The organism is Streptomyces marinisediminis (assembly GCF_026262575.1).
In the GTDB taxonomy this organism is placed as follows: domain Bacteria; phylum Actinomycetota; class Actinomycetes; order Streptomycetales; family Streptomycetaceae; genus Streptomyces; species Streptomyces marinisediminis.
Window position 1 is genome coordinate 176,078 of record NZ_JAPKFL010000006.1, and the last position, 25,291, is coordinate 201,368.

Below are 25,291 nucleotides of genomic sequence, written 5' to 3' on the forward strand. Positions count from 1 at the left end.
GCCCGGGCGGCCCCCGCCCGCTCGAAGTTCCGGCCGAACAGTGCCACAGTGAAGGGGATCGCCTTCCGGCCGGGGGTGCGGCATGGACACGCAAGGAGCGGCACCCGGGACGCCCGCCGCGCCCCGGGACTGGCCCGCCGACCCCGCCACCACGCTCGCCCTCAACGGCACGGGCACCTTCGACTGGGACCTGGACCGCGGGGTGCTGCACCTGGACGCCCCCGGCCTGGCCGTGTGGGACCTGCGGCCCCAGGAGTACGACGAGCACCCCGGGTCGCTCGGCGTCCGGCTGCCGTCCGAGGAGTCGGTCCGGCTCGACACGCTGGTCTCCCAGGCGATGAAGGACGGCCGTACCACCTTCGGCGTCTACTTCCGCATCCGCCGCCGGGACGGCACGCCGCGCTGGACCCACGCCCAGGGGCACATCCGGCGCGACCCCTCCGGGCGTCCGCACCGGGTCGTCGGCATCGTCCGCGACGCCACCGACGAGCTGCGCCACGTCACCGACCGGCTCGCCTTCGACACCGAGCGCACCCGCGAGGCCGGCGTCGTGGAGGAGACCACGGCCGCCCTCGCCCACGCCCGCACCGTGCGCGACGTGATCGACGTGCTGGAGAGCGCGCGGGGCCTGGGCCGGCTGGGCGCCGTCAGCCTCATGATGGGCCTGGTCGAAGACCACCACATCCGGCAGATGGCCGAGGGCCGCACCGCCAGCCTGGTGCCGGAGCTGGAGTACACCCGGCTGGACGCCGACTTCCCGATGAGCGAGGTCGTGCGCACCATGACCGCGCGCTTCTTCGTCTCCCAGCGCGAGTTCGCCTCCCGGTACCCGCTGCTGTGGCCCTACGTCGCCCCGCTCGGCGCGTCCGCCGCCGCCTACCTGCCGCTGATCGCGCAGGGCCGGGCCCTGGGCGCCCTCGGGCTGCTCTTCCGCGACAAGCACACCTTCCCGCCCAGCGAGCAGACCCTGCTGACGGCCCTGGCCAGCACCATCGCGCAGAGCCTGCAGCGGGCCATGCTCTACGAGCAGGAGCTGGAGCTGGCCGAGAGCCTCCAGCGCTTCATGCTCCCGCACACCATCCCCGCCGTGCCCGGGCTGCGCACCGAGGTCAGCTACCGCCCGGCCCGCCAGGGCCGCGACATCGGCGGCGACTGGTACGACGTCATCCCCCTGCCCGGCGGCCGCGTCGCCGCCGTCATCGGCGACGTGCAGGGCCACGACACGCACGCCGCGGCCGTGATGGGCCAGCTCCGCATCGTGCTGCGCGCCTACGCCGCCGAGGGCCACACCGCCCCCACCGTGCTCGCCCGCGCCTCCACGTTCCTGCACGACCTGGACACCGACCGCTTCGCCACCTGCCTGTACGCCGAGGCCGACCCCGCCAGCGGCTGGCTGCGCCTGGTGCGCGCCGGCCACCTGGACCCGGTGCTGCTGCGCCGCGACGGCACCGCGCGCCCGCTGCCGGTCGCCGGCGCACTCCCGCTCGGGCTGCCCCACCTGGCCGCGCTCGACTTCCCCGTCACCTCCGTCGAACTGGAGGTGGGGGAGACGCTGCTGATGTTCACCGACGGCCTGGTCGAGCGGCCGGGCGCCGACCTGGACGAGGGCGTGCGCGCGCTGCTGCGGGCGGCCGCCCACGGCCCCGGGGAGCTGGGCCCGCTCGCGGACCGGCTGTGCGAGCTGCCCGGCGACCACGCCGGGGCCGACGACATCGCCCTCGTCCTGCTGCGCCGGGACACCGCCCCCGGGCCGCGGCCCGGGCGCCGCCTGCGCCGGCACGTCGCCGCCGGTGACCTGCGCGCGGTCGCGGGCGTGCGGCAGGCGGCCCGCGCGGCGGCGCGCGCCTGGAACGCCGACCGGTGCGCGGACGCGGTGGAGCTGGCCACCCAGGAGCTGACGGTGAACGCCCTGCGGCACACCGACGGCGGCGCCGTGGTCACCTTCCGCCTGCTGGACGGCGCGGACCGGCGGGTGCGCGTGGAGGTCGAGGACACCTCCGCCGACCAGCCCGAGCTGGGCGCCGACGAGGACATCGGGGTCACCGGGCGCGGCATGCTGCTGGTGGACCGCCTGGCCGACGTCTGGGGCGTCGACCCCCGCGGCACCGGCAAGTGCGTGTGGTGCGAGTTCGTCTGCCCGCTGACCTGACCGGGTGCTCGGGCGCGCCGCCCCCGCCGTGCCGCCCGGTCGTGCGCCCGTCGTGCCGCCCGGTCGTGCGCCCGTCGTGCCGCCCGGTCGTGCGCCCGGCCGCGCCGCTTGGCCGTGCGCCTGGCCGTGGCGCCTGGCCGTGGCGCCTGGCCGTGGCGCCCGGCTGTCCGGCCGCGCCGCTTGGCCGGTCGTGCCGCACGGCGCCCGCCGCGCCGGGCCGCCGGGAAAAACCCGTGGCGGGCCGTCCCCGAGCGGGACTACCGTGCCGCACGGCGCGGCCGACGGGGCCGCGCCGGTGACCCGACAGGAGGTGAAGCGCGATGACCGTCGTTTCCCGCTTCCGTACCGCTTCCCCCACTCCTGTTCCCGCGGTCCTCGGCTGACACCGGCGCCCAGCGCCAACGGCCGACGACCCGCCGCCGAAGGGTCACCCACCTTGCACACGCCGCACACCCCCCTGCTCCGCTACGGCTGGGACGAGCACGCCGAGCGCGGCTACGCCCCCCACGCCGCCGCCGGGTTCCGTCCCGCCCGCATCCTGCGCGTCGACCGCGGCGGCCGCTGCCTGGCCGCCACCGGCGACGGCACCGTCCGCGCCGACACCGGCCCGGCCCCCGGCACCGACCCCACCGCCCAGCCCTGCACCGGTGACTGGGCCGTCCTCGCCGACGGGCCCACCGGCCCGCTCGTGCACGCCCTGCTCCCGCGCCGCACGGCGTTCCTGCGCTCCACCTCCTCCAAGCGCTCCGACGGCCAGGTGCTCGCCGCCAACGTCGACGTCGCGATCATCGCCGTCTCGCTCGCCGTCGAGCTGGACCTCGGCAGGCTGGAGCGGTTCGCCGCGCTGGCCTGGGCCAGCGGTGCGCAGCCGCTGCTCGCCCTCACCAAAGCCGACCTGGTGCCCGACGTGACGCACCTGTACGACGACGCCGCGGCCGCCGTACCCGGCGTGGACGTGCTCACGCTCAGCGCCGTGGCCGGCACCGGCACCGCGGAGCTCGCCCAGCGGCTGCGCGGCCGCACCGGCGTCCTGCTCGGCGTCTCGGGGGCCGGCAAGTCCACGCTGGTCAACGCGCTGCTGGGCGAGGAGGCCAGTGCCGTGCGGGCGACCCGGGACCGGGACGGCAAGGGGCGGCACACCACCACGCACCGCGAGCTGTTCCCGCTGCCCGGCGGCGGCGTGCTCATCGACACGCCGGGCCTGCGCGGCGTCGGCCTGTGGGACGCCGACGCGGGCGTGGAGCAGGCGTTCACCGACGTCGAGGCCCTGGTGGCGCGCTGCCGCTTCCCCGACTGCGGCCACCGGTCCGAGCCCGGCTGCGCGGTGCTGGCGGCGCTCGCGGACGGCTCGCTGCCGCACCGCCGCTGGGAGAGCTACGGCAAGCTCCAGCGGGAGAGCGCCCGGCTGGCCGCGCGCACCGACGCCCGCCTGCGCGCCGAGCAGCGCAAGGAGTTCAAGCGGCGCCAGCAGGAGGGCCGCCACGCGATGGAGCGCAAACGCGGCCGGCTGCGCTGACGGCGACCCGGCGCGGGCCACGGCGGCATCCGTCGCGGGCTTCGGCACCGCGAGATCGTCTCGGTGCCGGCCTTCGCCGGGTACGCGCTGGGCTCCACGGCCGCCGGGCCCGGCGCGCTGTCCGCGGCGGCGGTGCCCTGCCTGCTGACGGCCGTGTCCGAATTCCGCCGGTACCGGTCCGGGCGGCGGCGCAGACTGGAGGGGTGATGGACGACGACAGCAGGTACGAGGCGGTCCGCAGCCGGGACGGCCGGTTCGACGGGGTGTTCTTCACCGCCGTCCGGACGACGGGCATCTACTGCCGCCCCAGTTGCCCCGCGCAGACCCCCCTGCGGCGCAACGTCGCCTTCTACGCCTCGGCCGCCGCCGCCCAGGGCGCGGGCTACCGGGCCTGCCGCCGCTGCCGCCCCGACACCGTGCCCGGCTCGGCGGAGTGGGACGCCCGCGCCGACGCGGTCGCCCGCGCCGTGCGCATGATCGGCGACGGCGTCGTGGACCGCGAGGGGGTCGCGGGCCTGGCCGCCCGGCTCGGCTACAGCCCGCGCCAGGTGCAGCGCCAGCTCACGGCCGAGCTCGGCGCGGGCCCCCTGGCCCTGGCCCGCGCCCGGCGCGCCCACACCGCCCGGGTGCTGCTGCAGACCACGGGACTCCCGGTCACCGAGGTCGCCTTCGCCGCCGGGTTCGCCAGCGTCCGCCAGTTCAACGACACCGTGCGCGCGGTGTACGCCGCGAGCCCCTCCGCCCTGCGGGGCGCGTCCCGACTCCCGCACGACGGCGACGGGGTGGCACTCCGGCTCGCCCACCGCGGCCCCTACGACGCGCGCGGCGTCTTCGACTTCCTCGCGCCGCGGGCCGTCCCCGGCGTGGAGGAGGTGACCGGGGAGCCCGGGGAGCGCCGGTACCGCAGGACGCTGGCCCTGCCGCACGCGCACGCCGTCGCCGAGGTGGGCGAGCGCGGCGGGCCCGGCTGGCTCCCGTGCCGCCTGCGCCTGGCCGACCTGCGCGACCTGGCCACCGCCGTGCAGCGGCTGCGGCGCCTGTTCGACCTGGACGCCGACCCCGGCGCCGTCGCCGAGCGGCTGGCCGACGACCCGGTGCTCGGCCCACGCGTCACCGCCCACCCCGGCCTGCGCTCGCCCGGCGCCGCCGACGGGCCGGAGCTGGCCGCCCGCGCGGTGCTCGGCCAGCAGGTCACCATCGGGGCCGCGCGCACCCTGGCCGGGCGCCTGGTGACGGCCTACGGCAAGCCGCTGCCCGCCCCCGACGGCGCCCTCACCCACCTGTTCCCCGACCCCGGCACCCTCGCCGGGGCGAGCCTGGCGGAGCTGGGCATGCCCGGCGCCCGCCGTGCCGCGCTGCGCACGGTGATGGCCGCGCTCGCCGACGGCGCCGTGCGCCTCGACCCGGGCGCCGACCGGGACGCGGCCGAGGCGGAACTGCTCGCGCTGCGCGGGGTGGGCCCGTGGACGGCCGGGTACGTGCGGATGCGGGCGCTGGGCGACCCGGACGTCTTCCTGCTCGGCGACGCGGGCGTCCGGCACGGCCTGGCCGCGCTCGGTGCCCCGGCCGACGGTCCGCGCGCGGGGCGCGAACTCGCCGCCCGGTGGCGGCCATGGCGCTCCTACGCCGTGCACCACCTGTGGCGGGCGGCGGCGGGCTGAGCCGCGCGGCCCGCGCCCCGGCGGCCGGGCGGCAAGCGACGGGCGTGGGGCGGGGCCGGGGGAGGCGCACGCCGTCCCGTCCGACCGGCGGCCGACTCCGCGCCACGGCACCGGTCGACGCGGCCACCGGCGCGGTGGTGCGCCAGTCCGGCCGTCGTGTCAGTGCGGCCGTCGTGTCAGTGCGGCCGTCGTGTCACTGCGGCCGTCGTGTCACTGCGGGCGGCGCGTCAGGCCGGGTGGCGTGTCCGTCGGGCCGTCACGTCAGTCCGGAGCTCACCTCAGTCCGGAGCCCGCCTCGGCCCCGGACGCCGCGTCGGGCCGGGCGGCGCCGGCGCCTGCGCGGGGTGTCCGGCGCCGCGCGTCAGCCGAACTGCTTCTCGATCGCGGCGAGCTTCTCCTCCAGGGTGTCCAGCCGGGGCCGGGCCGTCCCCAGGTCGGCCTGGTCGCCGCCCTCGGAGCGACCGAGCGCGGGCCGGACGCGGACGGGCTTGTCCACCTCCACCGAGACGTCCACGTCCGCCTCGGGGAGCACGGCCGGGGCGGGCGCGGCGCCACCACGGGCGAGCGCCTTCAGCCGGACCCGCTCCAGCTTGCGCTGCTCCCGCTGCCGGGAGCGCTCCTGCTCCCGCCGGCGCCGGTCCTCGCGCACCTCGTCGACGGCCTCGTCCAGCGTGCGCACACCCTCCAGCAGCATCAGCGACCAGGCGCGGAACGTCTCGCGCGGGGCCCGCAGCCAGCGCACCACCCGGATCTGCGGCAACGGGCGCGGCACCAGGCCCTGTTCGCGCAGGGCGGCCTTGCGGGTCTGCTTGAGCGCGCGGTCGAAGAGGATCGCCGCCGAGATCGACATGCCGGCGAAGAAGTGCGGGGCGCCCGCGTGGTCGACGCCCCGGGGCGCGTGCACCCAGTTGAACCAGGCGGCGGCCCCCGCGAAGACCCACACCAGCAGCCGCGAGCCCACCGAGGCGTCACCGTGGCTGGCCTCGCGCACGGCGATGACGGCGGAGAACATCGCGGCGCCGTCCAGGCCGAAGGGCACCAGGTACTCCCAGCCGCCCGAGAGGTTGAGGTTCTGGCGTCCGAAGCCGACGAGCCCGTGGAAGGAGAGTGCGGCGGCGACGCCCGCGCAGCAGAAGAGCAGCAGGTACGAGGCGGTGGCGTAGACGGCCTCCTTGCGCCGCCGCCGCTCCTCCATCCGCTCCCAGGAGTCGGTCGGCGCGGCGTCCTCGGCGGCACCGGACCCGCGGCCCCGCGCCATGAGTACCAGCGCGCCGACGAGTCCGGCGAGCATGACCGCGCCCGCCACCACCCAACTCAGCGATCCGTCCGTCAGTTCCATCCGCTGCCCCTCGTGCCGTGTGCGGCCGTTCGGCCGCTCGCGGAGCATACTGGCCGAACCGCACAGGCGCACGGGCGAGTTCGCATACCGCCCACCGCAACGGGGGCGCCGGGGCCGGTGGACGCCCGGAGGGTCGAACGTGTCAGCGGGGCGCGGTCAGCCGCTCGACCCGCTCGGCGTCGCAGGTGCGCGGGCAGGTGACGCAGGTCTCCCGGGGGCGCAGGGTGTAGAACAGGCAGCAGCTCGCCCGGTCCCGGGTGGGCAGCACCGTGCCGTCGGGGGCCGTCAGCTCGCGGAACCCGGCGCCGCGCGGGTAGGGCGCGGTGGAGCCGGGCAGCAGCAGCTCCGCCTCCTTGATGGCCCGCCGCTCCTCGCCGAGCAGGCCGCCGACGTACCACAGACCCTCGGTGATCTCGTCCGACGCCGCCCCCCACAGCGCGCGCGGGCCGCGCCGCATCCGGGGGCCGAAGCCCTCCAACACCGGCGCCAGGTGCTCGGCGACCGCCGCGCGCACGGCCGCGCGCAGCGCCTCCTCGTGCGGCACCACCTCGGCACCGGGCAAGGACGCGGCGGGGTCGTCGGGCAGGCAGGCGTATCCGGCCGGCCGCACCGCCAGCCGGCCGGTGGCACGGTGGAAGGCCACCGCGTCCACCGGGAAGCGCGGCACCCGGCGCAGCAGGAAGTAGGGGATCGTGATGAGCAGCGTCGCGGGCCAGGCGTAGCGGTGCAGGCCGAAGGAGGCGATGACGTCGGGGCGGGCTTCGGTGCCGTAGTCGCCGCGCACCTGCTCCGCGTCCCAGGTGAGGAAGGCGTCCAGCACGGCGCCGCCCGCCGCGAGCTCGGTGGCGTGCGCCCAGCCCTCGCCCCTGGGCAGCGGGGAGCCGGCGCCGACCTCGCTGATCCGCAACCCCGGGAGCACCTCGCCCAGCCGCGCGTAGGCGGCCGCGAGCGGCGACTCCGCGGTCGGTGGCTGCGGTGCTCGTACCAGGGTGGTGACGGCCATGAGAACGGTTCCCGATTCCACGATCGTTGGCAGGTAAGCCTAACCTTACCCGGTCTTCGGGAGGTTTGATCTCCGGCACTCTCCGCCTATGGTGCTCTTCGGACACCCGGCGCGGACAGGAGCGGGCACATGGCGCGTACCCGATCGGACTCGGAGATAACGGCTTCCGCCCGCCCGCCCGTCCGCACCGCCGCCCCGGGCCTTCCCGGTCAGTCCGGTCAGTCCAGTCGGCCCAGTCGGCCCGGTCAGCCCGGCCGGGCCGGGGCGCCGGACCCGCCCGCCCCGGCAGCCGGACCGGCCCAGGCGGCCCGGGGCGAGCGCGTGCACGGTGAGCCGCCCCGGTCCGGCGCCCGCCGCACGCCCCAGCGCCACTCGGTGCGGGGCCAGGTGCTCAGCGCGCTGCGTGAGAAGCTGCACAGCGGCGAGCTGGCCCCCGGCCAGGTCTACTCCGCCCCGGCCCTCGCCGAGCGCTTCGGCGTCTCGCCCACGCCGGTGCGCGAGGCGATGCAGCAGCTCGCCGGGGAGGGCGCGGTGGAGACCGTGCCCAACCGGGGGTTCCGCGTCGCCGAGCACTCCGTGAGCGACCGCGCGGAACTGGCCGAGGTCCGTGCCCTGCTGGAAGTCCCGCCACTGCTGCGGCTGGCCCGCACGGTGCCGAGAGAGCACTGGCAGGCCCTGCGCCCGCTGGCCGAGGCCACCGTCGCGCACGCCGCGCGCGGGGACCGCGCCGGGTTCGCCGAGGCCGACCGCGCCTTCCACGCGGCGCTGCTGGAACCGGCCGGGAACGGGCAGCTCGTGCGGATCGCCACGGAGCTGCGGCGCCGGGGCGGCGGGGCCCGTCCGCTCGCCGAGCTGCGCACCGCGGCACACGAGCACGTGGCCCTCGTCGACGCGCTGGGCGAGGGCGACGTGGCCGGTGTCGAGCGGCTCCTGCGTCGGCACCTGGCAGGCTGACGCCCGCCCCCGCACCCCGGCCCCGCGCCGGGGCGGCGCGGTTCCGGCGCGCCCCGGCGTGCCGTGTGCGGCCCGCCCCGCGTGCGCCGCGCCCCGGCCCCCGGGGGCGCCGCGGGCGGCCCGGGTGCGCCGTACGGACTCCGCGTGCGGCGGTGGCGGCGGTGGCGCCAGGCCGTCCCGGCGCGGGGCGCCGTGCGCGGGCGGGGGCGGCTTCAGGTGACGTCAGGTGACGTCAGGCTGCCGCCAGGTGGGGTGCCAGCCAGGTGGGGACGCCGCCCAGGAGACGGAAGAGGCGCTGCGCCTCGGCCCGCAGCCGCCCGGCCTCCGGGTCCGGCTGGACGTCGGCCAGGGCGGCCAGCGCCGGTGCCATCCCCACCAGGAAGCCCAGCTCCTCGCGCAGCCGCAGGGACTCGGTGAACCCGTGCCGCGCCTCGGTCAGCTCGCCCGCGCGCAGCGCGAGGCCGGCCAGGTGCCGCCAGGTGAAGGAGCACAGCAGCGCGTCACCGTGCGCCGTGGCCCCGGCGTGCGCCCGCCGGTAGGCGGCCTTGGCGGCCTGCACGGCCTGCGGGGTGTCGGCCAGGTGCTCGGCCAGCAGCCCGCGGCGGAAGTCCAGGACGGCGCGGCCCGGGGAGGCCGGGGGCAGCAGCGCCGCCGCGCGGCCCAGTGCGGAGCGGGCCTCGTCGGCGCGGTCGCGCACGCCCAGCACCGTCGCCGCGTACGCCAGGTGGCCGCGCTCGCACGCGGCGGCCCCGCGCAGCGTGTCGTCCACCGCGAGCGCCTCGGCGGCGCGCAGCGCGTCCTCGGCCTCGGCCCAGCCCGCGGCGGTGAACATGCAGCGCTCCACCAGCAGGCCCGCCCGGCGCACCGCCGCGGCGGCGTCGTCCGCGGCGTGCGGGGCGAGCAGCGCGGCAGCGTCCTCCCAGCAGCCCCGCGAGCGCAGCCGCCACACGGCGTGGTGCAGCGGACCGCCGTCGTCGCCGCCCTCCCCGTGGTCCAGCCGTACCGAACGAGACATGGCGGACTCCGCCACAGTGCCCTCCCCAAGCGCGTCATCGAGCCGGTTGTGCAGGTGAGCCGGAAGAATCCCGGGTGAGCCGGGTGGCATCGATCACAGCACGGAAGGGCGCATCGAGCCAAGAGGGCGGTGTGAAAGCCTTCACAAACCCTCGCCGTCGCCCGTGCGGCCGCACTGGCACCGCATCAACCAGCCGTTAAGCCCGGTACGCGTGTTCCGGTGGTGACCGGATCTAGTGATTCCGTCTCTCCCGTGGCAGGATGCGGGGGACGACGCGCCGAACGCGCCACGTGGCTTAACTGCTCGTGAGGCGGGGCGCACGAGAGGCGGGAAGGGCGGTGGCCATGGCGGCGGGCGAGGACGCGGAGTCCGCGGGCGGGGCCGCCGGCGGGACGCTCGCCCAGCGGCTCGGCTACCTGTTCGCCACCATGCACCCGGCGGGCGCCCCGTACACCAACGCCCACGTCGCCGACGCCATCAGCGGCAGCCCCGGCGAGTACGGCGGCGTACGGCTCACCGAGCAGTACCTGTCCATGCTCCGCAACGGGCGCCGGGCCAACCCCAGTTCGGACGTGCTGCGGGCGCTCGCGCGGTTCTTCGGCGTGCCGGTGGGCTACCTGCTCGGAGACCTGTCGGAGCGTCAGGCCGCCTACGTGGAGGAGGAGGTCCGCTTCCTCGCGGCCATGCGCGACCAGCGGGTGCGCCGGATCGCCCTGCGCTCGGTCGGCCTGCCCCCCGAGGTCCAGGACAGCCTGACCGCGATTATCGGCCAGTTTCGACAGCACATGAATTTGCCCCTGGAACCACCCGAGCCGGGCGGTGACCGCCCGCCAGGGGAGGCGTGACGGCCGGGAGGACGGCCAGTGAACGTCACGCCTCGCGACGAGGTGGCCCTGCACGGGGGTCTGGGCCGCCTGCGACCAGGGCGGCGCCGGGCGGCAGGCCGGTCCGGCGCCGTCCTGCTCCCCGGCGCACGCCCTGCGACCGTTCCGCTTTCCGGGCCGCCCCGCCCCGATGCGTGGCTGGAAATCGCTGATGAGGTGCCGCAATCGGGCCGTTCACGGGGGCGCGGGCTGCGCGAAGCGGGGTCCATGCGGTAGAAATGAGCTGTGCCCGCCCGGTGTGCATCCCCCGTCGCACCGGGCGGGCCTTCGCGTGTCCGGGCCCGTCTCCCGTGCGGGCTCCGGCCGTTCACCGTCCCACGGCGTCCTCGTGGCCGCGGTCCCCGGCGCTGACCATCGCCAGTCGGCCGCCCTCCGGCAGCGGTGTTCTCGTCCGCAACACCGTGCCCGGGCGTCCCGTCCGGGCGTCGACGATCAGCACCTCGCCGTGGCCGCCGCGGCTGACGGCCACCCAGTCGGCCCCCGGTGACGCCGCCACGGCGCGGCGCTGGACGCCGTCCCACGGCGTGCCGCCCCGGCGCGGGGCCCCGCTCATCGGCTCCAGCGGCGTACGGGCGGCCACCCGGGGGCGCGCGGGATCGAGCAGGAGCAGCTCGTCCCCGTCGGGGTGGACGCGGGTGAAGGCCGCCGCGCCGCGGGCGAGTGCCATGCGGAACACCAGCCCGGGGCCGAGGTCGACCAGCGCGGTGCGGCCGGAGTCCAGCCCGTGGCACCAGGCGGTGTTGGTCCACTCCGGCCAGCGCGCCGGGTCGCCCGGGCCGCCGCGCAGGCAGGACCACAGCAGGCGGCGCCCCGGGTCCAGGCGCAGGAAGTAGCCGCGCCCCGCGCCCCGCCAGGGCAGCGGCGGCTCCGGGAGGAGCGCGGTACCGCGGACCCGCGCGCGGTACACGCCCTCGCCCGTCGCGGCGAACACCAGCCCGGTGGCGGGGTCGTGGGCGTCGCCGTGTCCGTCGTCCGGCAGCGGCAGCCGCGCCAGGGGGACGGCGCGCGGGTGGCCGGGGCCGGCGGCCAGCAGTCCGGCGTGCCGGTAGAGGGCCAGCTCGCCCGGTTCGCGCTGCCGCAGCAGCACCAGCGCCGCGGCGCCCGCGCCCACGACCGTCACCCCCGGCTCCCCGGTGCGGGCGCGCACCGCCGTGGCCGCACCGGCCCGCAGGTCGACGGCGGTCACCAGGTCGCTCCAGGGCTCCGCGCGCTCCCCGACGCCGGTGGTGACGGCGATCCGCTCCCCGGTCGCGTCGGCGGCCAGGTGCTCGCCGGGCACCGCGACGGGCGCGGTGGCCGCCACCAGCGGGCCGCCGGCCAGGGCCGCGGACGGGTCCAGGACGAGGAGTTCCCCGGCCGCCTCGTCCACGCAGGCCACCCGGCCGCCGGGCAGCGCCAGGAAGCCGGCGTGCTCGCTGACCCGGGGCCCGGGCAGCCGCGCCACCCGCGTCCCGCCGGGCACGGCGAACACCTCGATCCCGCCCGTCACATGGTCGGCGACGAGCAGCAGCGGCTCAGGGGTCATCGGGTGCCTCCAGGGGCGTGACGGGGTCGGTGGGCTGTGTGGAAAATGATTATCATGTGTAGTCTGCGGTCCGCGTGGGCGCCCGGGGCCGCCCTCCGCGCACCGCATCCACCGCCCCGGCACGTGAAGAACGGAAGGGCGCCGATGACGCGTTCACCGATCCGCACCGCACGCCGGTGGCTCGCCGCGGCGGTCCTGGGGGCCCTGCTGACCGGGTGCGGCGCCACCGCCGACCCCGTGGACGACGCACGGGCCGACGGCGGCCCCGCGGACACCACGGAGGTCACCGTCGAACCGATCGAGCCCGCCCGCGAGATCACCGACGTCCGGGGCGTCACCGTCACCACGCCCGAGGAGCCCCGGCGCGTGGTCTGCCTGGTGGCCCTGTGCGACGACATGCTGATCGAGCTGGGGCTCACCCCCGCCGCCACCAACAGCGCGCTCGCGGCCCATCCCGACTTCCTCGGCCCCGACCGGGCCGCCGGGATACCCGTCGTCCCCGGTGGCTTCCTCGCGCCCGAGGTCGAGTCGGTGCTCGCCCACGAGCCGGACCTGGTCATCGGCCTGGAGGACACCCACGGCAAGCTCGCCCCCGCGCTGGAGGGGGCCACCACCTTCTGGCCCGTCCAGCCGGGCACCTGGCGCGACAGCGTCGCCTACCTGCGCGACCTCGCCGCCCTGACCGGCCGCACCGAGCAGGGCGAGCGGGCCGAGCGCGCCTTCCGCACCGCGCTCGCCGCCGCCGAGCGCACGCCCAGCGACAGGACGGCGCTGATCATCTACGGCAGCGACGAGAACTTCGGCGTCGCCACCCCCGGCACCGACGTGGCGGCCGGGCTCTTCCCGAAGATCGCCGACTACCCCTGGGAGTCGCGCGGGGTGTCGGGCACTTACAGCATGGAGGAGATCCTCGCCAGGGACGTGGACGTGCTCTTCGTGGAGACGCTCTCCTTCGGCGACGACACCGGCGCCCTCTCCGAAACGCTCGCCGCCAACCCGCTGTGGAACCGCATCCCCGCCGTCCGCAACGGCGACGTCCACGAGGTCGACTCCGAGGTGTGGGCCAAGGGCCGCGGCACCCGCTCCCTGTCCCTGGTGCTCGACCAGGCCACGGCAGCCCTGCGGTGAGCCACCGCCGCCACCTGCTCGCGCTGGGCGGCCTGCTCACCGCCGCCGCGCTCGCCACGCTCTGCCTGGGCACCCCCGTGGTCGCGCCCACCGAGCTGCCCGGCGTGCTGCTGGACGGCGGGGACGGGCTCGCCGGTGTCGTCGTCGGCGAACTGCGGCTGCCCCGACTGGTGCTGGCACTGCTCGCCGGGGCCTGCCTGGGCGCCGCCGGGCTGGTGCTCCAGGAAGCCCTGCGCAACGACCTCGCCGTCCCCGAGATGCTGGGCGTCTCCTCCGGCGCCGCGCTCGGCGTCGCCGCCCCGCTGGTGCTCGCGCTCACCCTCCCCGCGGCCGTGGCGCCGCTGCTGGCGCTCGCCGGGGCCGCCGCGGGCGGGGTGCTGACCCTGCTCGCCGCCGGGTTCGGCCGCAGCCCGTCCGCGGTGCTGCTGACCGGCGCCGCCGTCTCCGCGGCGCTCCAGGCGGCGCTGCTGGTGCTCATGGTGCTGGCCGACCAGCTCGACCTCCAGGTCATCTACCGCTACCTGCTGGGCTCGCTCGCCGCGCGCACCTGGTCCGACGTCACCGGACTGGGCCCGTGGCTGGTGGTGGCGCTGCCCGCCCTCGTGCTGTGCGCCCCGGTGCTGTCCGTCCTGCGCCTGGGGGACGACGACGCCGAGGCGCTGGGCGTGCGCACCCGCCGCGCCCGGCTCGCGGCGCTGGCCGTCGCGGTGGTGCTCATCGCCCCCGTCGTCGCCGTCTGCGGCCCCGTGGCCTGGGTCGGCTTCCTCGCGCCCCACCTGGCCCGGCGGCTGCTGCCCGCGGCGGACGCCGTCGGCCGGCTGCCGTGGGCCGCGGGGTGGGGCGCCTGCGTGGTGGCCGTCGCCGACGTACCGGCCCGCCTCGCGCTGGGCCCGGTGGAGACCCCGGTCGGCGCGTGGACCGCGCTGCTGGGCGTCCCGGCGGGTGTGGCGCTGCTCAGGGCCCGGCGCGGCCCGCACACCCCGCGCCGCGCCGGGCGTCGCCGTCCCCCGGACGGCGCGGCGGCACCCGGGACCGGGGACCCGGCGCCCCGGGACGGCGCCGCGGCCGCGGGGCACGGCGCGGCGACGGGGCACGGTGCGGCGGCTCCGGAGGTGGCGTCGTGAGCGGGCGGCTCCTCGTGCTCGCCGCGGTCGTCGTGCTCGCGGCCGCCGCGGACCTGGTCGCGGGCCGGGCGCTGGCGCCGGGCACCGTGCTGGAGGTGCTGACCGGCGGGGGAGGGGAGACCGCGCGGCACGTCGTGCTGCACCTGCGCGTGCCGCGGCTGCTGGTCGCCCTCGTCGCGGGCGCGGCCCTCGGGGTGGCCGGGCTGGTGCTCCAGTCGGCGCTGCGCAACCCGCTGTCCGGGCCCGAGGTCACCGGCGTCACCCCGGGCGCGGTGCTGGGCGCGGTGAGCGCGACCGGACTCGGCCTGGCGAGCTGGCAGTCACCGGCCGCCGTCGTCGTGGCGGCCTGCGCCGGCGGGTTCGCCGGGGCCGGGCTGCTGTGGCTGCTCGCGGGCCGTGAGCGCGGCGACCCGGCCGGGACGGCCGTCCACGGCGTCCTGGTCAGCGCCGTGCTCGGCGGTCTGACGGCCATGGTGCTGCTCGTCGCCCCGGGGGAGCTGGGCAGCGTCGTGCAGTGGCTCATCGGCAGCACCGAGGGCCGGGTGTGGGCCCACTGGCACCTGCTGTGGCCGTGGGCGCTGCTGTGGGGGGTGGCCGCCTGGCTGCTGTCCGGCCCGCTGACCCTCCTGCGGCTCGGGGACGGACCGGCCGCCGCCGCGGGGCTGGCCCCCCGGCGCGCCCGCGCGCTGGCGCTGCTGTGCGCGGTGGCCCTGACGGCCGGCGCGGTCTCGGCCGTGGGCGCGCTCGGCTTCGTCGGCCTGCTCGTGCCGCACCTGGCCGTCGCCCTGTTCGGCGCCGACCTGCGGCGCGCCCTGCCCGGCGCGGCGCTGTGCGGCGCGGCCGTGGTGTGCGGGGCCGACGCGGCCGCGCAGGGGCTGTCGCGGTGGCTCTCGCTCGTGCTGGACGCCGCGCGCCTGACGCTGCCGGTCGGCGCGCTCACCACCTGCCTGGGCGCCGTCCTGCTGCTCGTCGTGGTGCGCCGCACCCCGGCCCGATCGTTTTGAGACCACAGGCCCACGGAGAACCAGTGGGACCAGTGGTGACCAAGGGGAACCAGAGGAAGGTGTCACGAGGGTGACGACGCAACCCACCGATCCGCCCGGCCTGCACGTGGCGGACGTCCACTTCGGGTACCCGGGGCGGCCGGTGCTCCACGGCGTCGACCTCGGCGTCGGCCCCGGGGAGCTGACCGCGCTCATCGGCCTCAACGGCTGCGGCAAGTCGACCCTGCTGCGGCTGCTCGCCGGGGTGATCCGGCCCGACCGGGGCCGGGTGCTGCTGGGGGGCGCCGACCTGGCGCGCATGGGACGCCGCGCCGCCGCGCGCCGGGTCGCGCTGCTGCACCAGTCGGCGCCCCCGGTCCCGGGCATGACGGTGCGCCAGCTCGTGCGGCAGGGCCGCTACGCCCAGCGCGGGCCGCTGGGCATGCTGCGCGACGGCGACGACGCGGCCGTGCGGCGCGCCCTGTGCGACACCGGGGTCGAGGACTGGACCGACCGGCCGGTGGACGCGCTCTCGGGGGGCGAGCGGCAGCGGGTGCGGCTGGCCATGGCGCTGGCCCAGGACACCCGCGTCCTGCTGCTGGACGAGCCGACGACGTACCTCGACCTGCACCACCAGCTCGAGGTGTTGCAGACGGTCGTGCGGCTGCGGGCCGAGCGCGGGCTGACGGTGGTGATGGTGCTGCACGACCTCGGGCACGCCGCCCGGTTCGCCGAGCGGATCGTCGCGCTGCGCGCCGGGCGGGTGGTGGCGGACGGCGCGCCGAAGGACGTCGTCACGCCCGAACTGCTGGCCGGGGTGCTGGACGTGGCCGGGCGCGTGGGCCGGGACCCCGAGGGCGGCTGGCCGGTGTGTTACCCGGATCACCCTCTGCCGACTAGCACATGACAATCATTTCCAACTAGTGTCGGTGTGCGGCACCCGAACGGATGTCGCATCAGTTACCCGTCTCTCAGGAGGAATTGCCATGGAGCAGGAGAAGGTCTTCACGCCGATCGCGGACCCCGGCCAGCTCGCCCACGCCTCGGCGTCCCACTCCAACGCGCTCGTCGAGAACCCCTTCGACGACACCGAGGAGTAAGTCCCCGCAGGGCCCGGCCGGTCGCGGCAGCGCCGGCCGGGCCCCCGCCCGCCCCCCTCCGCCACGTCCCACCGCCCACCCGCGCCCCTTCGAAGGAGACACCGTCATGACGCGCAGCACGCTGGCACCCGGCGTGGAGGTCGTCGCCGTGCCCGGCGGGCAGCTCGCGCTGCGCACCGCCGACGGCGACTTCCTCCGGATCGACACCGGCGCGGCGGACGTCCCCGACCTGCTCGCCCGCCTCGCCGGCACTCCGCCCGGCACCCCGGCCGAGCCCGCCGTCGCCCACCTGCTCGCGGCCTTCGAGGCCGCCGGCCACCTGGTCCCCGCGCCCGCGCCCGCCTCCGGCCCCGACTGGCCGGCGGACCGCCGCCCCGTGCTGCTGCTCGGCGACCCCGCGCTGACCGAGCCCCTGGCCGCCTGCCTGACCGCGGCCGGCGCCGCGCCCCGCCCCGGGACGCCGGCGGACGTGGCCACCACCCGGGCCGCCGCCGTCGTGTGGTGCCTGGCGGACCCCGTGCCCGACGGGCTGTGGGACGAGGCCGACGCCCTGCCCGATCGTGGCGTCGCCTGGCTGCGCTGCCACCGCGAGGGCCACCAGCTCTGGTTGGAGCCCCCGGCCGCCGCACCGGGCGACGTGACCGCCGCGCACGTGCGCGCCCGGCGTCTGGCCGCGACCGCCGCCCACCGCGAACTGGCCGCCTACTGGAGCGGTCACCGCACCACGGGAGCCCCCGTCCCGCTCACCGCGCCGGCCGCCGCCTGCGCCGCCGCGCTGCTCGCCGCCGACCTCGCCGCCTGGGCCACCGGCCACCTCGGTCCGCTCCCCGGCACCCTGCCCGCCGCCCGCCGGCTGCGCCGCCTGGACCTGCGCACCCTCTCCGTCAGCGAGCACCCCGTCCTGCCGGTGCCGCCCGTGGCCCCGCCGCTCCCCGCCCGCCCGGTGACCCGCGCATGACCGGCCCCGGCCCCGCGAGGGCACCCGTGCACACCGTCAGCGTCCCCGCCCCGGACGGCACCCCGCTGGCCACCGACGTGTGCCTGCCCGCCACCGCGGGCCCGCACCCCGCCGTGCTCGTGCGCACCCCCTACGACCGCCGGGCCCACCACGCCGAACTGCGCGGCTGGGCGCGCCGGGGCTTCGCCGCGCTGGCCCAGGACGTCCGCGGCCGGCACGGCTCGCCCGGCGCCTGGCGGCCCTACCACGGCGAGGCCGCCGACGGCGCGAGCGCCGTCCGCTGGGTGCGCGCGCAGCCCTGGAGCGACGGCCGCCTGGTCGCGGCGGGCGCCTCCTACGCCGCCCACTGCGCCCTCGCCCCGGCCCTGGCGGCCGCCCCGGGCGGCGCCCCCGGTGACGCGGACGGTGCCCCCGGTGGCGCGGACGGTGCCCCCGGTGGCGCGGGCGGCGAGGACGGCGTCCCCGACGCCGTGCTGGCCGCCGTGCCCGCGCTCGGCGCCGCCGAGACCGCGCGCGAGCCCTCCGGCCCGGAGCGGCTGTGGGCGCGCGCGGGCTGGTGGGCCGCCCACGGCGACCGGCCGGACAGCGACCCCGGCGCCCTCGAACGCGCCCTGGCCGCCGACCCCCGGCTGCTGCACCACCTGCCCCTGTCCGCCCTCCCTGCGCGCCTGGGCCGCGCGCTGCCGTCCTGGCCCGCCCTGTGGGCGCGGCCGCCGCGCGGCCGCCTGACCGACCGGGCCCCCGCCGCCCGGGTGCCGCTGCTGGCCGTCGGCGGCGCCCACGACCCGTTCCTGGCCGACACCCTGGCGCTGTGGCGGCGCTGGACCGGCGCCCCGGCCCGGCTGCTCCTGGGCCCCTGGGGCCACGGCCTGACCGCCGATCCGGCCGCCGACGCGGCGCCGTCCCACCGGCTGCCCCTGGGTGAGCTGTACGCGCGGTGGGCCCGCGCCGCGCTCACCGGGAACCTGGGCGCCGCGCCCCGCGCCGCCCTCGCGCTCGCCGGCAGCCCGCTGTGGCTCCCGGCCACCGCGCTCGCGCCGGAGCGCGCGCCCACCGCCTACCGCTTCGCCCGCCCCGGCGGCCTGCGGCTGCTGACCGGCCGCCACTTCACCGCCGACCCACGCCGCCCGGTGCGCTCCGACGACCTGGCCGTGCCCGCCCCGCCCGCGCCCGCCGACCGCTGCCTGCTGGTCAGCGCGCCCCTGCCGCGCCCGGTGGACCTGCTCGGCAGCGCCGCCGTCCGGCTCCGGGCGACCGCCGACACCCCGTGCGCCGACTGGGTCGCCCGGCTCGTCGCCCTCACCCCGGAGGGCGTCGCGCGGCCCCTGGCCACCGGCGTCGTCCGCCGCCACGACACGCCGGCCCGCCCGGCCGACGTCACCGTGCCCCTCGGGCTCCTCGCCCGGCGGCTGCCCACGGGCACCCGGCTGCGCCTGGAGATCGCGGGCCACCACTTCCCCGCCCACGCCCGCAACCCGCACACCGGCGAGGACCCCGTCACCGCCCCCGTCCTGCACCCCTCCCGGCGCGCCGTCCACCCCGCGCACGGCGCGCTGCTGCTGCCCGTCGTCCCCGCGTGCCGCCCCACCGCCGCCATCGACCCCGTGAAGGAGACCAGCCGATGAGGATGGCCCCGCCGCCCGAACTGCCGCTGGACGCCCTCGTCGACCCGGTGTGCGGCCTGGTCCGCGCCGTCGCCCCGGTCGACCACCCCACCGGCACGCCGCCCCGCTACACCGCCGTGACCGCGGAGGTCGCCGACGCGCGACGGCTGGGCGCCTGGCCCGCCGACCGGGTGTCGCTGGGCACCACCTTCGGGGACCCCGAAGGCGCCCGGATCGCCGCCGTGGCCGAGGCCGTGGAGCGCTACTGCGGCAACCGGGTGCCGCCCCCCGGGCACCGCGACGCGCCGCTGGCCGCCACCGCCGCCGAACTGGCCGACCGGGGCCTGCGCCGCTACGGGCCCGCCGACCTGCCCCGGTACGCCCCCTGGCAGTACGCCCGCCCCGGCTTCCCCTACCGCCCGCTGACCGAGCACACCCCCGCGCTGTGGGCGCGCGGCACCGAGCACCTGCCCGACGGCGCCACCGCCGAGTGCTGGGCTCCCGTGGCGCTCACCCACCTCAACTGGCGCCAGGGGGACCTGCGCGCCTACCCGCGCACCCACCACCTCAACTACGCGGGCATCGCCACCGGCCAGGGCCTGGACGACGCCGTGGAGCGCGGCCTGCTGGAGACCGTCGAGCGCGACGCGCTGGAACTGTGGTGGCACCTGGACGGCCCCGCGCGCGGCGTCGACCCCGGCAGCGTGCCCGGGCTGCGCGAGGACCTCGCGGGGTGCGGCCTGCGGGTGTGGCTGGTGGAGCTGCCCTCGGAGTTCGCCCCCTGCCTCGCCGCCCTCGTCCACGACCCCGAACGCGGGCTGTACGCCGCCGGGTTCGCCTGCCGCTTCGACCCCGCCGAGGCGGCCCGCAAGGCCGTGCTGGAAGCCGTCCACACCTGGGTCTTCACCCAGGGGCTCACCGACCCCGACGGCTGGGTGTTCCAGGCGGTCGAGGCCGGCCTGCTCGCCCGCGGCCTCTACCTCGACCACCGCGCGGACGCCCGCTACCTGGACGCCTGCGGCCCGGAGTTCGCCGCCGTCCGCGACCTGGGCGCGCACGTGCAGGTGTGGCTCGACCCGCGCATGGCCGCCCAGGCGCGCCGCTTCACCGAGCCCGCGCTGGGCACCGTGCCCGTCGACGCGCTCCAGCCCGGTTCCCGGGAGCGGCTGGAGCACCGGCTGCGCGCGGGCGGCCACCGCGTCGTCAGCGTGGACGTCACCACCGAGGACGTCGCGCAGACACCGCTGCGGGTGGCCCGCGTCCTGGTCTCCGGGCTCATACCCAACGCGCCCGCCGCCTTCGCCTACCTGGGCTGCCCGCGCTTCGCCGACGCCGCGCTGGCCCGCGGCTGGCGCACCACCCCGCCGCGCGCCCCGGCGGACTTCACCCTGGCCCCGCCGCCGCACATGTGAGGCGGGCACCATGACGACCGACGCCGCACCCCCGGGCCCCGACCGGCGCCCGCCCGCCCGCCCGGGCCCGCCCGCCTCCGGGCCCCTGCCCGCGCCCGCCCTCCCGCGCGCCCCCACCGGCTCGCCCGCCGACGCGTTGCCGCCCGCCGACGCGGAAGCGGCCGCCGACGCGGAAGCGGCCGCCGTGCCGGCGCCCGCCGACGCGGAGGTGGCCGCCGTGCTGGCACGCGCCCGGAGCGCCGAACGGCCGGGGCCGGACACCGCGCCGGGGCCGCGGGTGCCCGCCTGGCCCGGGCCCGCGCGCCGCCTGCCCGCGGCCCGCCCCGGCGAGGTGGACCTGTGCGGCCACCTGCGCCTGTCCCTGGCCGCCCAGGACCCCGCCGGCCGGCTGCGTCCCGTGCCCTCGGCCGGCGCCTGCCACCCCGTGGACGCCCGCCTCACCGTGGGTCCCGGCGCCCCGCTGCCCCCGGGCCGCTACGGGTACGACCCCCTGCGGCACCGCGTGCACCGGCTGGGCCCGCCGCCCGCCGACACCGCGCCAGGGGTCCGCGTGGAGCTGACGGTCACCGCGCGCCGCACCGCCGCGCACTACGGCCACCGCGCCTGGCCCCTGCTGCTGCTCGACACCGGGCACGCCGCCGCCGGGCTGCGGCTGGCCGCACGGGCGCTGGGCGCGCCGGAGCCCGCCGTCACGCTCGACGGCGCCCACGCCGCGGTGCCGACCACCGTCCACCTGCCGCCGCCCCGCGAGGCGGCCCACCGCCCGGACGGCCCCCCGGCGCCCGGGCACCGCCCCGAGCGCGGGGAGCCGCGCCGACCCGCCGACCCCGGGCCGCCGTCCGGCGCCGCCCGGCTGCTCGCCCGCCGCAGCGCGCCGCCGCCGCTCACCGGCACGCCCGCGCCCGCCGCGCTCGCCGCCGTGCTGACCCGCGCGCAGGACGCGGCCCGCGACGCGCTCCAGTGGTGCGCGGCCGTCGGCGGTGCCCACCCCGGCCTCGTCACCGCCGCACCGGGCGGCCGCCTGCGCCGCCTGGCCCGCGGGGACGCCAGGCCCACGCTCGCCGCCTGGGCCGCCGGGCAGGGCTGGCTGGCCGACGCCGGAGCCGTCGTCCTGGCCGCGGGCTGCCCGGACGGCGCCGACGCCGCCCACCTGCGCCACGCCCACCTCGCCGCCGGACACGCCGTCGGACTGGCCCTGGCCACCGCCGCCGCCCACGGGCTGCACACCCGCCCGGTCGGCTCCTGGCAGCACGCCGACCTCGGCGCGGCGCTCGGCGACCCGCCCGGCCGCCGCTGGGTCGTGCACGGCCTCGCCCTGGGCACCCACGCGCCGCCCACACCACTCCCGCAGGAGCCACCCGCATGCTGATCCACCCCGAACTGCGGGCCGCCGCCCGCACCGCGCCCGGCCCACTGCTGGCGGCCACCGCCCTGCTGGGCGCCGTCGCACTGACCCACCTCGCCCAAGCGGTCCTGCTCGCCCTGGCCCTCGCCGCCGTCGCCCGCGGCGCCACCGGTGACCTCGCGCCCCTGCTGGGCGGGGTGCTCGCGCTCGTCCTGCTGCGCGCCGCGCTCACCTGGAGCCAGCGGCGCACCGCCGCGCGGGCCGGGGCGCGGGTCCGGGTCCGGCTGCGGGACGCGCTGGTCGCCCGGCTCGGCGCGCTCGGCCCCGCCCACCTCACCGCCGCCCGGGCGGGCGCCGTGCGCACCACACTGGTGGACGGCGTCGAAGGGGTGGACGCCTACGTCTCCCGCTACCTGCCGCAGCTCGCGATCACCTGCCTCACCCCGCCGCTGCTGCTCGCCGCCGTCGCCCTGGTGCACCCGGCGGTCCTGCTCGCCCTGGTGCCCGCCCTGCTGGTGGCCCTGCTCGCCCCGCGTGCCTGGGACCGGCTGCTCGCCCGCCGCGGCGCCGAGCACTGGGACACCTACGAGGCGCTGGGCGCCGACTACCTGGAGGCGCTGCAGGGCATGCCCGCCCTGCGCGCCGCCGGCGCCGTCGGCCGGGTGCGCGCCCGCCTGGAGCACCGCTCGGCGCACCTGCACCGCGCCACCGTCGCCAAGCTGCGGGTGTCCCTGGTGGACACCGCGCTCACCGACCTCGCCGTGCAGGGCGGCACGGTGGCCGCCGCGCTGCTCGCCTGCTGGTCCGCCGTCACCGGCGCCACCGCGGCCACCGGCACCTACCTGCTGCTGCTCCTCACCTCCGAGTGCTTCCGCCCGGTGCGCGACCTCGCCCGGGCCTGGCACGCCGGGTACCTCGGCACGTCCGCGGCCGACGGGCTCGCCGCGCTGCGCACCGCGCGTCCGGCCGTGCCCGACACCGGCACCGCCGACGCCCGGTGGACGCACCCGCCCGCCGTGGTCTTCGACGGCGTGCGGCTCACCTACCCCGGCGCCGCGCGCCCCGCGCTGGACGGCGTCACCTTCACCGCGCCGGCCGGCCGCACCACCGCCATCGTCGGCCCCTCCGGCGCGGGCAAGTCCAGCCTGCTCGCGCTCCTGCTGCGCCGCCGCGCCCCGCAGGCGGGCCGCGTCCTGCTGGACGGGCGGGACGTGGCCGACTACGAGCTGGGCGCCCTGCGGCGCGGCATCGCCGTCGTCTCCCAGGACGCCTACCTCTTCCACGGCACCGTCGCCGACAACCTGCGCCTGGCCGCCCCCGACGCCGACGACGCGGCGCTCCGGCGAGCGGCGCGCACCGCCGGGGTCCACGACGAGATAGCCGCCCTGCCCGACGGCTACGCCACCGTGCTCGGCGAGCGCGGCGCCACGCTCTCCGGCGGCCAGCGCCAGCGGCTCGCGCTGGCCCGCGCGCTGCTGGCCGACGCCCCGGTGCTCGTGCTGGACGAGGCCACCAGCGCCGTCGACGAGCGCCGCGAGGCCCGCATCACGCGGGACCTGCTGGGCGCCGCACGAGGGCGCACGTGCCTGATCGTCGCCCACCGGCTGGCCGCCGTCCGGCACGCCGACCGCATCGTCGTGCTGGACGCCGGACGGGTCGAGGCCACCGGGGACCACGCGGGGCTGCTGACCGGGTCGGCGACGTACGCCGGGCTCGTCAGCGCGGGCCGGGTGCGGGGGCTGGCCGCGTGAGCACCGCACCCGCCACCGAGTCCGGGCCCGCCGCCCCGCCCGCGTCCACCCCGTCCGCGTCCGACGCCCCGCCGCCGCGCGGGGCCCTGCGCGCGCTGCTGCCCGCGCTCGCCGCCCACCGCGCCACCGCGCTGCGCACCGCGCTGGCCGCGCTCGTCGAGCACGCCGCGCTGGCCGCCCTGGTGACGCTCGCCGCCCACACCGTCGGGGCCGCACTGCTGGAGGGCACCCCGCCGGCTCCCGGCACCGTCGCCGCCCTGGTCCTCCTCGTCGCCGTGCGCGCGCTGGCCACCTGGCGGGAGATGGACCTCTCCCACGACCTCGCCTACCGGGTCCTGGCCGTGCTGCGCGTCCGCGTCTTCGACGGCCTGGCCCGCTCCGCGCCCGCCCGGGTGGGCGGGCGGCGCAGCGGCGACCTGGCGGCCACCGCCATGGCCGACGTCGAGGCACTGGAGTTCTTCTACGCCCACACCACCGCGCAACTCCTGGCCTGCGGCACGGTGTTCGCCGGCGGCTCCGCCGTGCTCGCCGCCGTCGAGCCGTGGCTGCTGGCCGCCGTGGCCCCCGCGGCCGCGCTGCTGCTGGGCATGGCGCTGCTGGACGGCCGCGCCCGCGCGGTGCGGGGCGCGCGCACCCGGGCCGCCGCCGCGCGGCTGTCGGCCGACACCGTGGACACCGTCGACGGGCTGGGCGAACTGCTCGCCTTCGGCGCGCTGCCCCGGCGCCGGGCGGCCCTGGCCGCGCGCGGGCGCGAACTGGGCCGGGCCCAGCGCGCGGAGGCCGGCTGGGAGGCGGGCGCCGCGGCCGCGGGGGAGGCGGTCGTGGTGGGCGCGGTGCTCGCCGTCGTCGCGCTGACCGCGCAGGCCGTCGCCGCCGGCCGGCTGCCCGGGCCCTGGGCGCCCGCCGCGCTCGCCCTGGCGCTGGCGGTGCTCGCCCCGGTGGCCGACGCGGCGCAGTCGCTGGCCCAGGCGGCCGGCCTGCGCGCGGCGGCGGCCCGGGTGCGCGCGGCCGTCCGCGCCCCCTCCCCGGCGCCACCGCCCGCGCGCCCCGTGCCGCTGCCGGACGGGCCGCTGGCCCTGCGGCTGCGCGACGTGCACGCGGACTACGGCGGCGGCCCCGTCCTGCGCGGCCTGGACCTCACCGTCCCGCCCGGCCGGACGCTCGCCCTGGTCGGCGCCTCCGGCGCGGGCAAGTCCACCTGCGCCCACCTCGTCGCGCGGCTGTGGGACCCGCTCTCCGGCGCGGTGGAGCTGCTGCCCCGCGACGGCGCGCCCGTCGACCTCCGGCGGCTGGCCGACGCCGAGCTGCGCCGCGCCGTCGCCGTGGTGGGCCAGGACGCGCCGCTCTTCCACGGGACGCTGGCGGACAACCTGCGCCTGGCCGCGCCCGGCGCCACCGACGCCGAGGTGGCCGAGGTGGCCCGCCGCACCGGGGTCGACCGCATCGCCGCCGCGCTACCCCGGGGGCTGGCCGCCACGGTGGGGGAGCGGGGCGCGACGCTCTCCGGGGGGCAGCGGGCCCGGGTGGCGCTGGCCCGGGCGCTGTTGTGCGGCCCGCGCGTGCTCGTGCTCGACGAGTCGCTGGCCCACCTCGACACGGCCGCGGAGGCGGAGCTGGCCGCCGCGCTCGCCGTCGACGCGCACACCCGCGCCACCCTGCTGATCGCCCACCGGCCCGCGACCATCCACCGCGCCGACCGGATCGCCGTCCTCGCGGGCGGCCGGATCGCCGAGGAGGGCACCTGGGCGGAGCTGACGGCCCGGGACGGGGAGTTGCGCCGACTGCTGGACCGCGGGAGCGGCGGCCGCTGACCGGCTCGCCCGGGGCCGACCTGCCCGGG

Annotated in this window: 20 protein-coding genes; 16 read left to right on the forward strand and 4 right to left on the reverse strand. The window is 79.0% G+C overall.

The window, feature by feature from the left end:
• Positions 1–82: 82 nt before the first annotated feature.
• The 3 genes from OSB71_RS07245 to OSB71_RS07255 all read left to right on the forward strand — a co-directional run bounded on the left by OSB71_RS07245 (position 83) and on the right by OSB71_RS07255 (position 5,326).
• Positions 83–2,149 (forward strand): SpoIIE family protein phosphatase, encoded by a 2,067-nt coding sequence (locus OSB71_RS07245; protein ID WP_265945474.1) that lies wholly within the window; start codon positions 83–85, stop codon positions 2,147–2,149.
• A 436-nt stretch (positions 2,150–2,585) separates the two neighbouring features.
• Positions 2,586–3,665: a ribosome small subunit-dependent GTPase A gene (gene rsgA, locus OSB71_RS07250; protein WP_265945476.1), complete on the forward strand. Its 1,080-nt coding sequence runs from the start codon at positions 2,586–2,588 to the stop codon at positions 3,663–3,665.
• Between the two features lie 206 nt (positions 3,666–3,871).
• Positions 3,872–5,326: a DNA-3-methyladenine glycosylase 2 family protein gene (locus tag OSB71_RS07255; protein ID WP_323055253.1), complete on the forward strand. Its 1,455-nt coding sequence runs from the start codon at positions 3,872–3,874 to the stop codon at positions 5,324–5,326.
• Between the two features lie 361 nt (positions 5,327–5,687).
• On the opposite strand, the gene OSB71_RS07260 is transcribed toward OSB71_RS07255, so the two are convergent.
• The gene (locus tag OSB71_RS07260; protein WP_265945480.1) at positions 5,688–6,665 is read right to left on the reverse strand and encodes a DUF2637 domain-containing protein; all 978 of its coding nucleotides are present in this window, start codon (positions 6,663–6,665) and stop codon (positions 5,688–5,690) included.
• 142 nt (positions 6,666–6,807) lie between these two features.
• On the reverse strand, positions 6,808–7,668 hold the full coding sequence (locus OSB71_RS07265; RefSeq protein WP_265945482.1) for a (2Fe-2S)-binding protein: 861 nt from the start codon (positions 7,666–7,668) through the stop codon (positions 6,808–6,810).
• Between the two features lie 129 nt (positions 7,669–7,797).
• Between OSB71_RS07265 and OSB71_RS07270 the strand changes: the two genes are divergently transcribed.
• Complete coding sequence (locus OSB71_RS07270; protein ID WP_265945485.1) at positions 7,798–8,622, forward strand: GntR family transcriptional regulator; 825 nt, start codon at positions 7,798–7,800, stop codon at positions 8,620–8,622.
• Positions 8,623–8,854: 232 nt separating this feature from the next.
• Here OSB71_RS07270 and OSB71_RS07275 read toward each other — a convergent pair whose 3' ends face one another.
• Positions 8,855–9,637 (reverse strand): hypothetical protein, encoded by a 783-nt coding sequence (locus OSB71_RS07275; RefSeq protein ID WP_265945487.1) that lies wholly within the window; start codon positions 9,635–9,637, stop codon positions 8,855–8,857.
• A 344-nt stretch (positions 9,638–9,981) separates the two neighbouring features.
• On the opposite strand from OSB71_RS07275, the gene OSB71_RS07280 reads away from it, so the two are divergent.
• Positions 9,982–10,482, forward strand: a complete 501-nt coding sequence (locus OSB71_RS07280) for a helix-turn-helix domain-containing protein (protein ID WP_265945488.1) — start codon at positions 9,982–9,984, stop codon at positions 10,480–10,482.
• Between the two features lie 346 nt (positions 10,483–10,828).
• On the opposite strand, the gene OSB71_RS07285 is transcribed toward OSB71_RS07280, so the two are convergent.
• The gene (locus OSB71_RS07285; protein WP_265945490.1) at positions 10,829–12,046 is read right to left on the reverse strand and encodes a hypothetical protein; all 1,218 of its coding nucleotides are present in this window, start codon (positions 12,044–12,046) and stop codon (positions 10,829–10,831) included.
• Positions 12,047–12,190: 144 nt separating this feature from the next.
• Between OSB71_RS07285 and OSB71_RS07290 the strand changes: the two genes are divergently transcribed.
• The 11 genes from OSB71_RS07290 (at position 12,191) to OSB71_RS07340 (ending at position 25,262) form a co-directional block, all read left to right on the forward strand.
• Entirely contained in the window at positions 12,191–13,174 is a 984-nt protein-coding gene (locus OSB71_RS07290) for an ABC transporter substrate-binding protein (RefSeq protein WP_265945492.1), read from the forward strand.
• Positions 13,171–14,298, forward strand: coding sequence for a FecCD family ABC transporter permease (locus tag OSB71_RS07295; protein WP_265945494.1), 1,128 nt, complete (start codon positions 13,171–13,173; stop codon positions 14,296–14,298). The genes OSB71_RS07290 and OSB71_RS07295 overlap by 4 nt, the downstream gene beginning before the upstream one ends.
• Complete coding sequence (locus OSB71_RS07300; protein ID WP_265945496.1) at positions 14,295–15,302, forward strand: FecCD family ABC transporter permease; 1,008 nt, start codon at positions 14,295–14,297, stop codon at positions 15,300–15,302. Before OSB71_RS07295 ends, OSB71_RS07300 begins: the two co-directional genes overlap by 4 nt.
• A gap of 70 nt (positions 15,303–15,372) precedes the next feature.
• Positions 15,373–16,188 (forward strand): ABC transporter ATP-binding protein, encoded by an 816-nt coding sequence (locus OSB71_RS07305; RefSeq protein WP_265945498.1) that lies wholly within the window; start codon positions 15,373–15,375, stop codon positions 16,186–16,188.
• Between the two features lie 79 nt (positions 16,189–16,267).
• Positions 16,268–16,381 (forward strand): streptamidine family RiPP, encoded by a 114-nt coding sequence (gene amiA, locus OSB71_RS07310; protein ID WP_265945500.1) that lies wholly within the window; start codon positions 16,268–16,270, stop codon positions 16,379–16,381.
• 106 nt (positions 16,382–16,487) lie between these two features.
• Entirely contained in the window at positions 16,488–17,339 is an 852-nt protein-coding gene (locus OSB71_RS07315) for a hypothetical protein (protein ID WP_265945502.1), read from the forward strand.
• A complete protein-coding gene (locus tag OSB71_RS07320) occupies positions 17,336–18,964 on the forward strand; it encodes a CocE/NonD family hydrolase (RefSeq protein ID WP_265945504.1) in 1,629 nt (542 codons plus the stop codon). Before OSB71_RS07315 ends, OSB71_RS07320 begins: the two co-directional genes overlap by 4 nt.
• Positions 18,965–18,966: 2 nt before the next feature.
• Positions 18,967–20,355, forward strand: a complete 1,389-nt coding sequence (locus OSB71_RS07325) for a YcaO-like family protein (RefSeq protein WP_265945606.1) — start codon at positions 18,967–18,969, stop codon at positions 20,353–20,355.
• A gap of 10 nt (positions 20,356–20,365) precedes the next feature.
• Positions 20,366–21,724 carry a nitroreductase family protein gene (locus OSB71_RS07330; protein WP_265945506.1) on the forward strand — a complete coding sequence of 453 codons (1,359 nt, stop codon included), beginning with the start codon at positions 20,366–20,368 and terminating at the stop codon, positions 21,722–21,724.
• A complete protein-coding gene (locus tag OSB71_RS07335; protein ID WP_265945508.1) occupies positions 21,718–23,451 on the forward strand; it encodes an ABC transporter ATP-binding protein/permease in 1,734 nt (577 codons plus the stop codon). The genes OSB71_RS07330 and OSB71_RS07335 overlap by 7 nt, the downstream gene beginning before the upstream one ends.
• Entirely contained in the window at positions 23,448–25,262 is a 1,815-nt protein-coding gene (locus OSB71_RS07340) for an ATP-binding cassette domain-containing protein (RefSeq protein ID WP_265945510.1), read from the forward strand. Before OSB71_RS07335 ends, OSB71_RS07340 begins: the two co-directional genes overlap by 4 nt.
• The last annotated feature ends 29 nt before the right edge of the window (positions 25,263–25,291 follow it).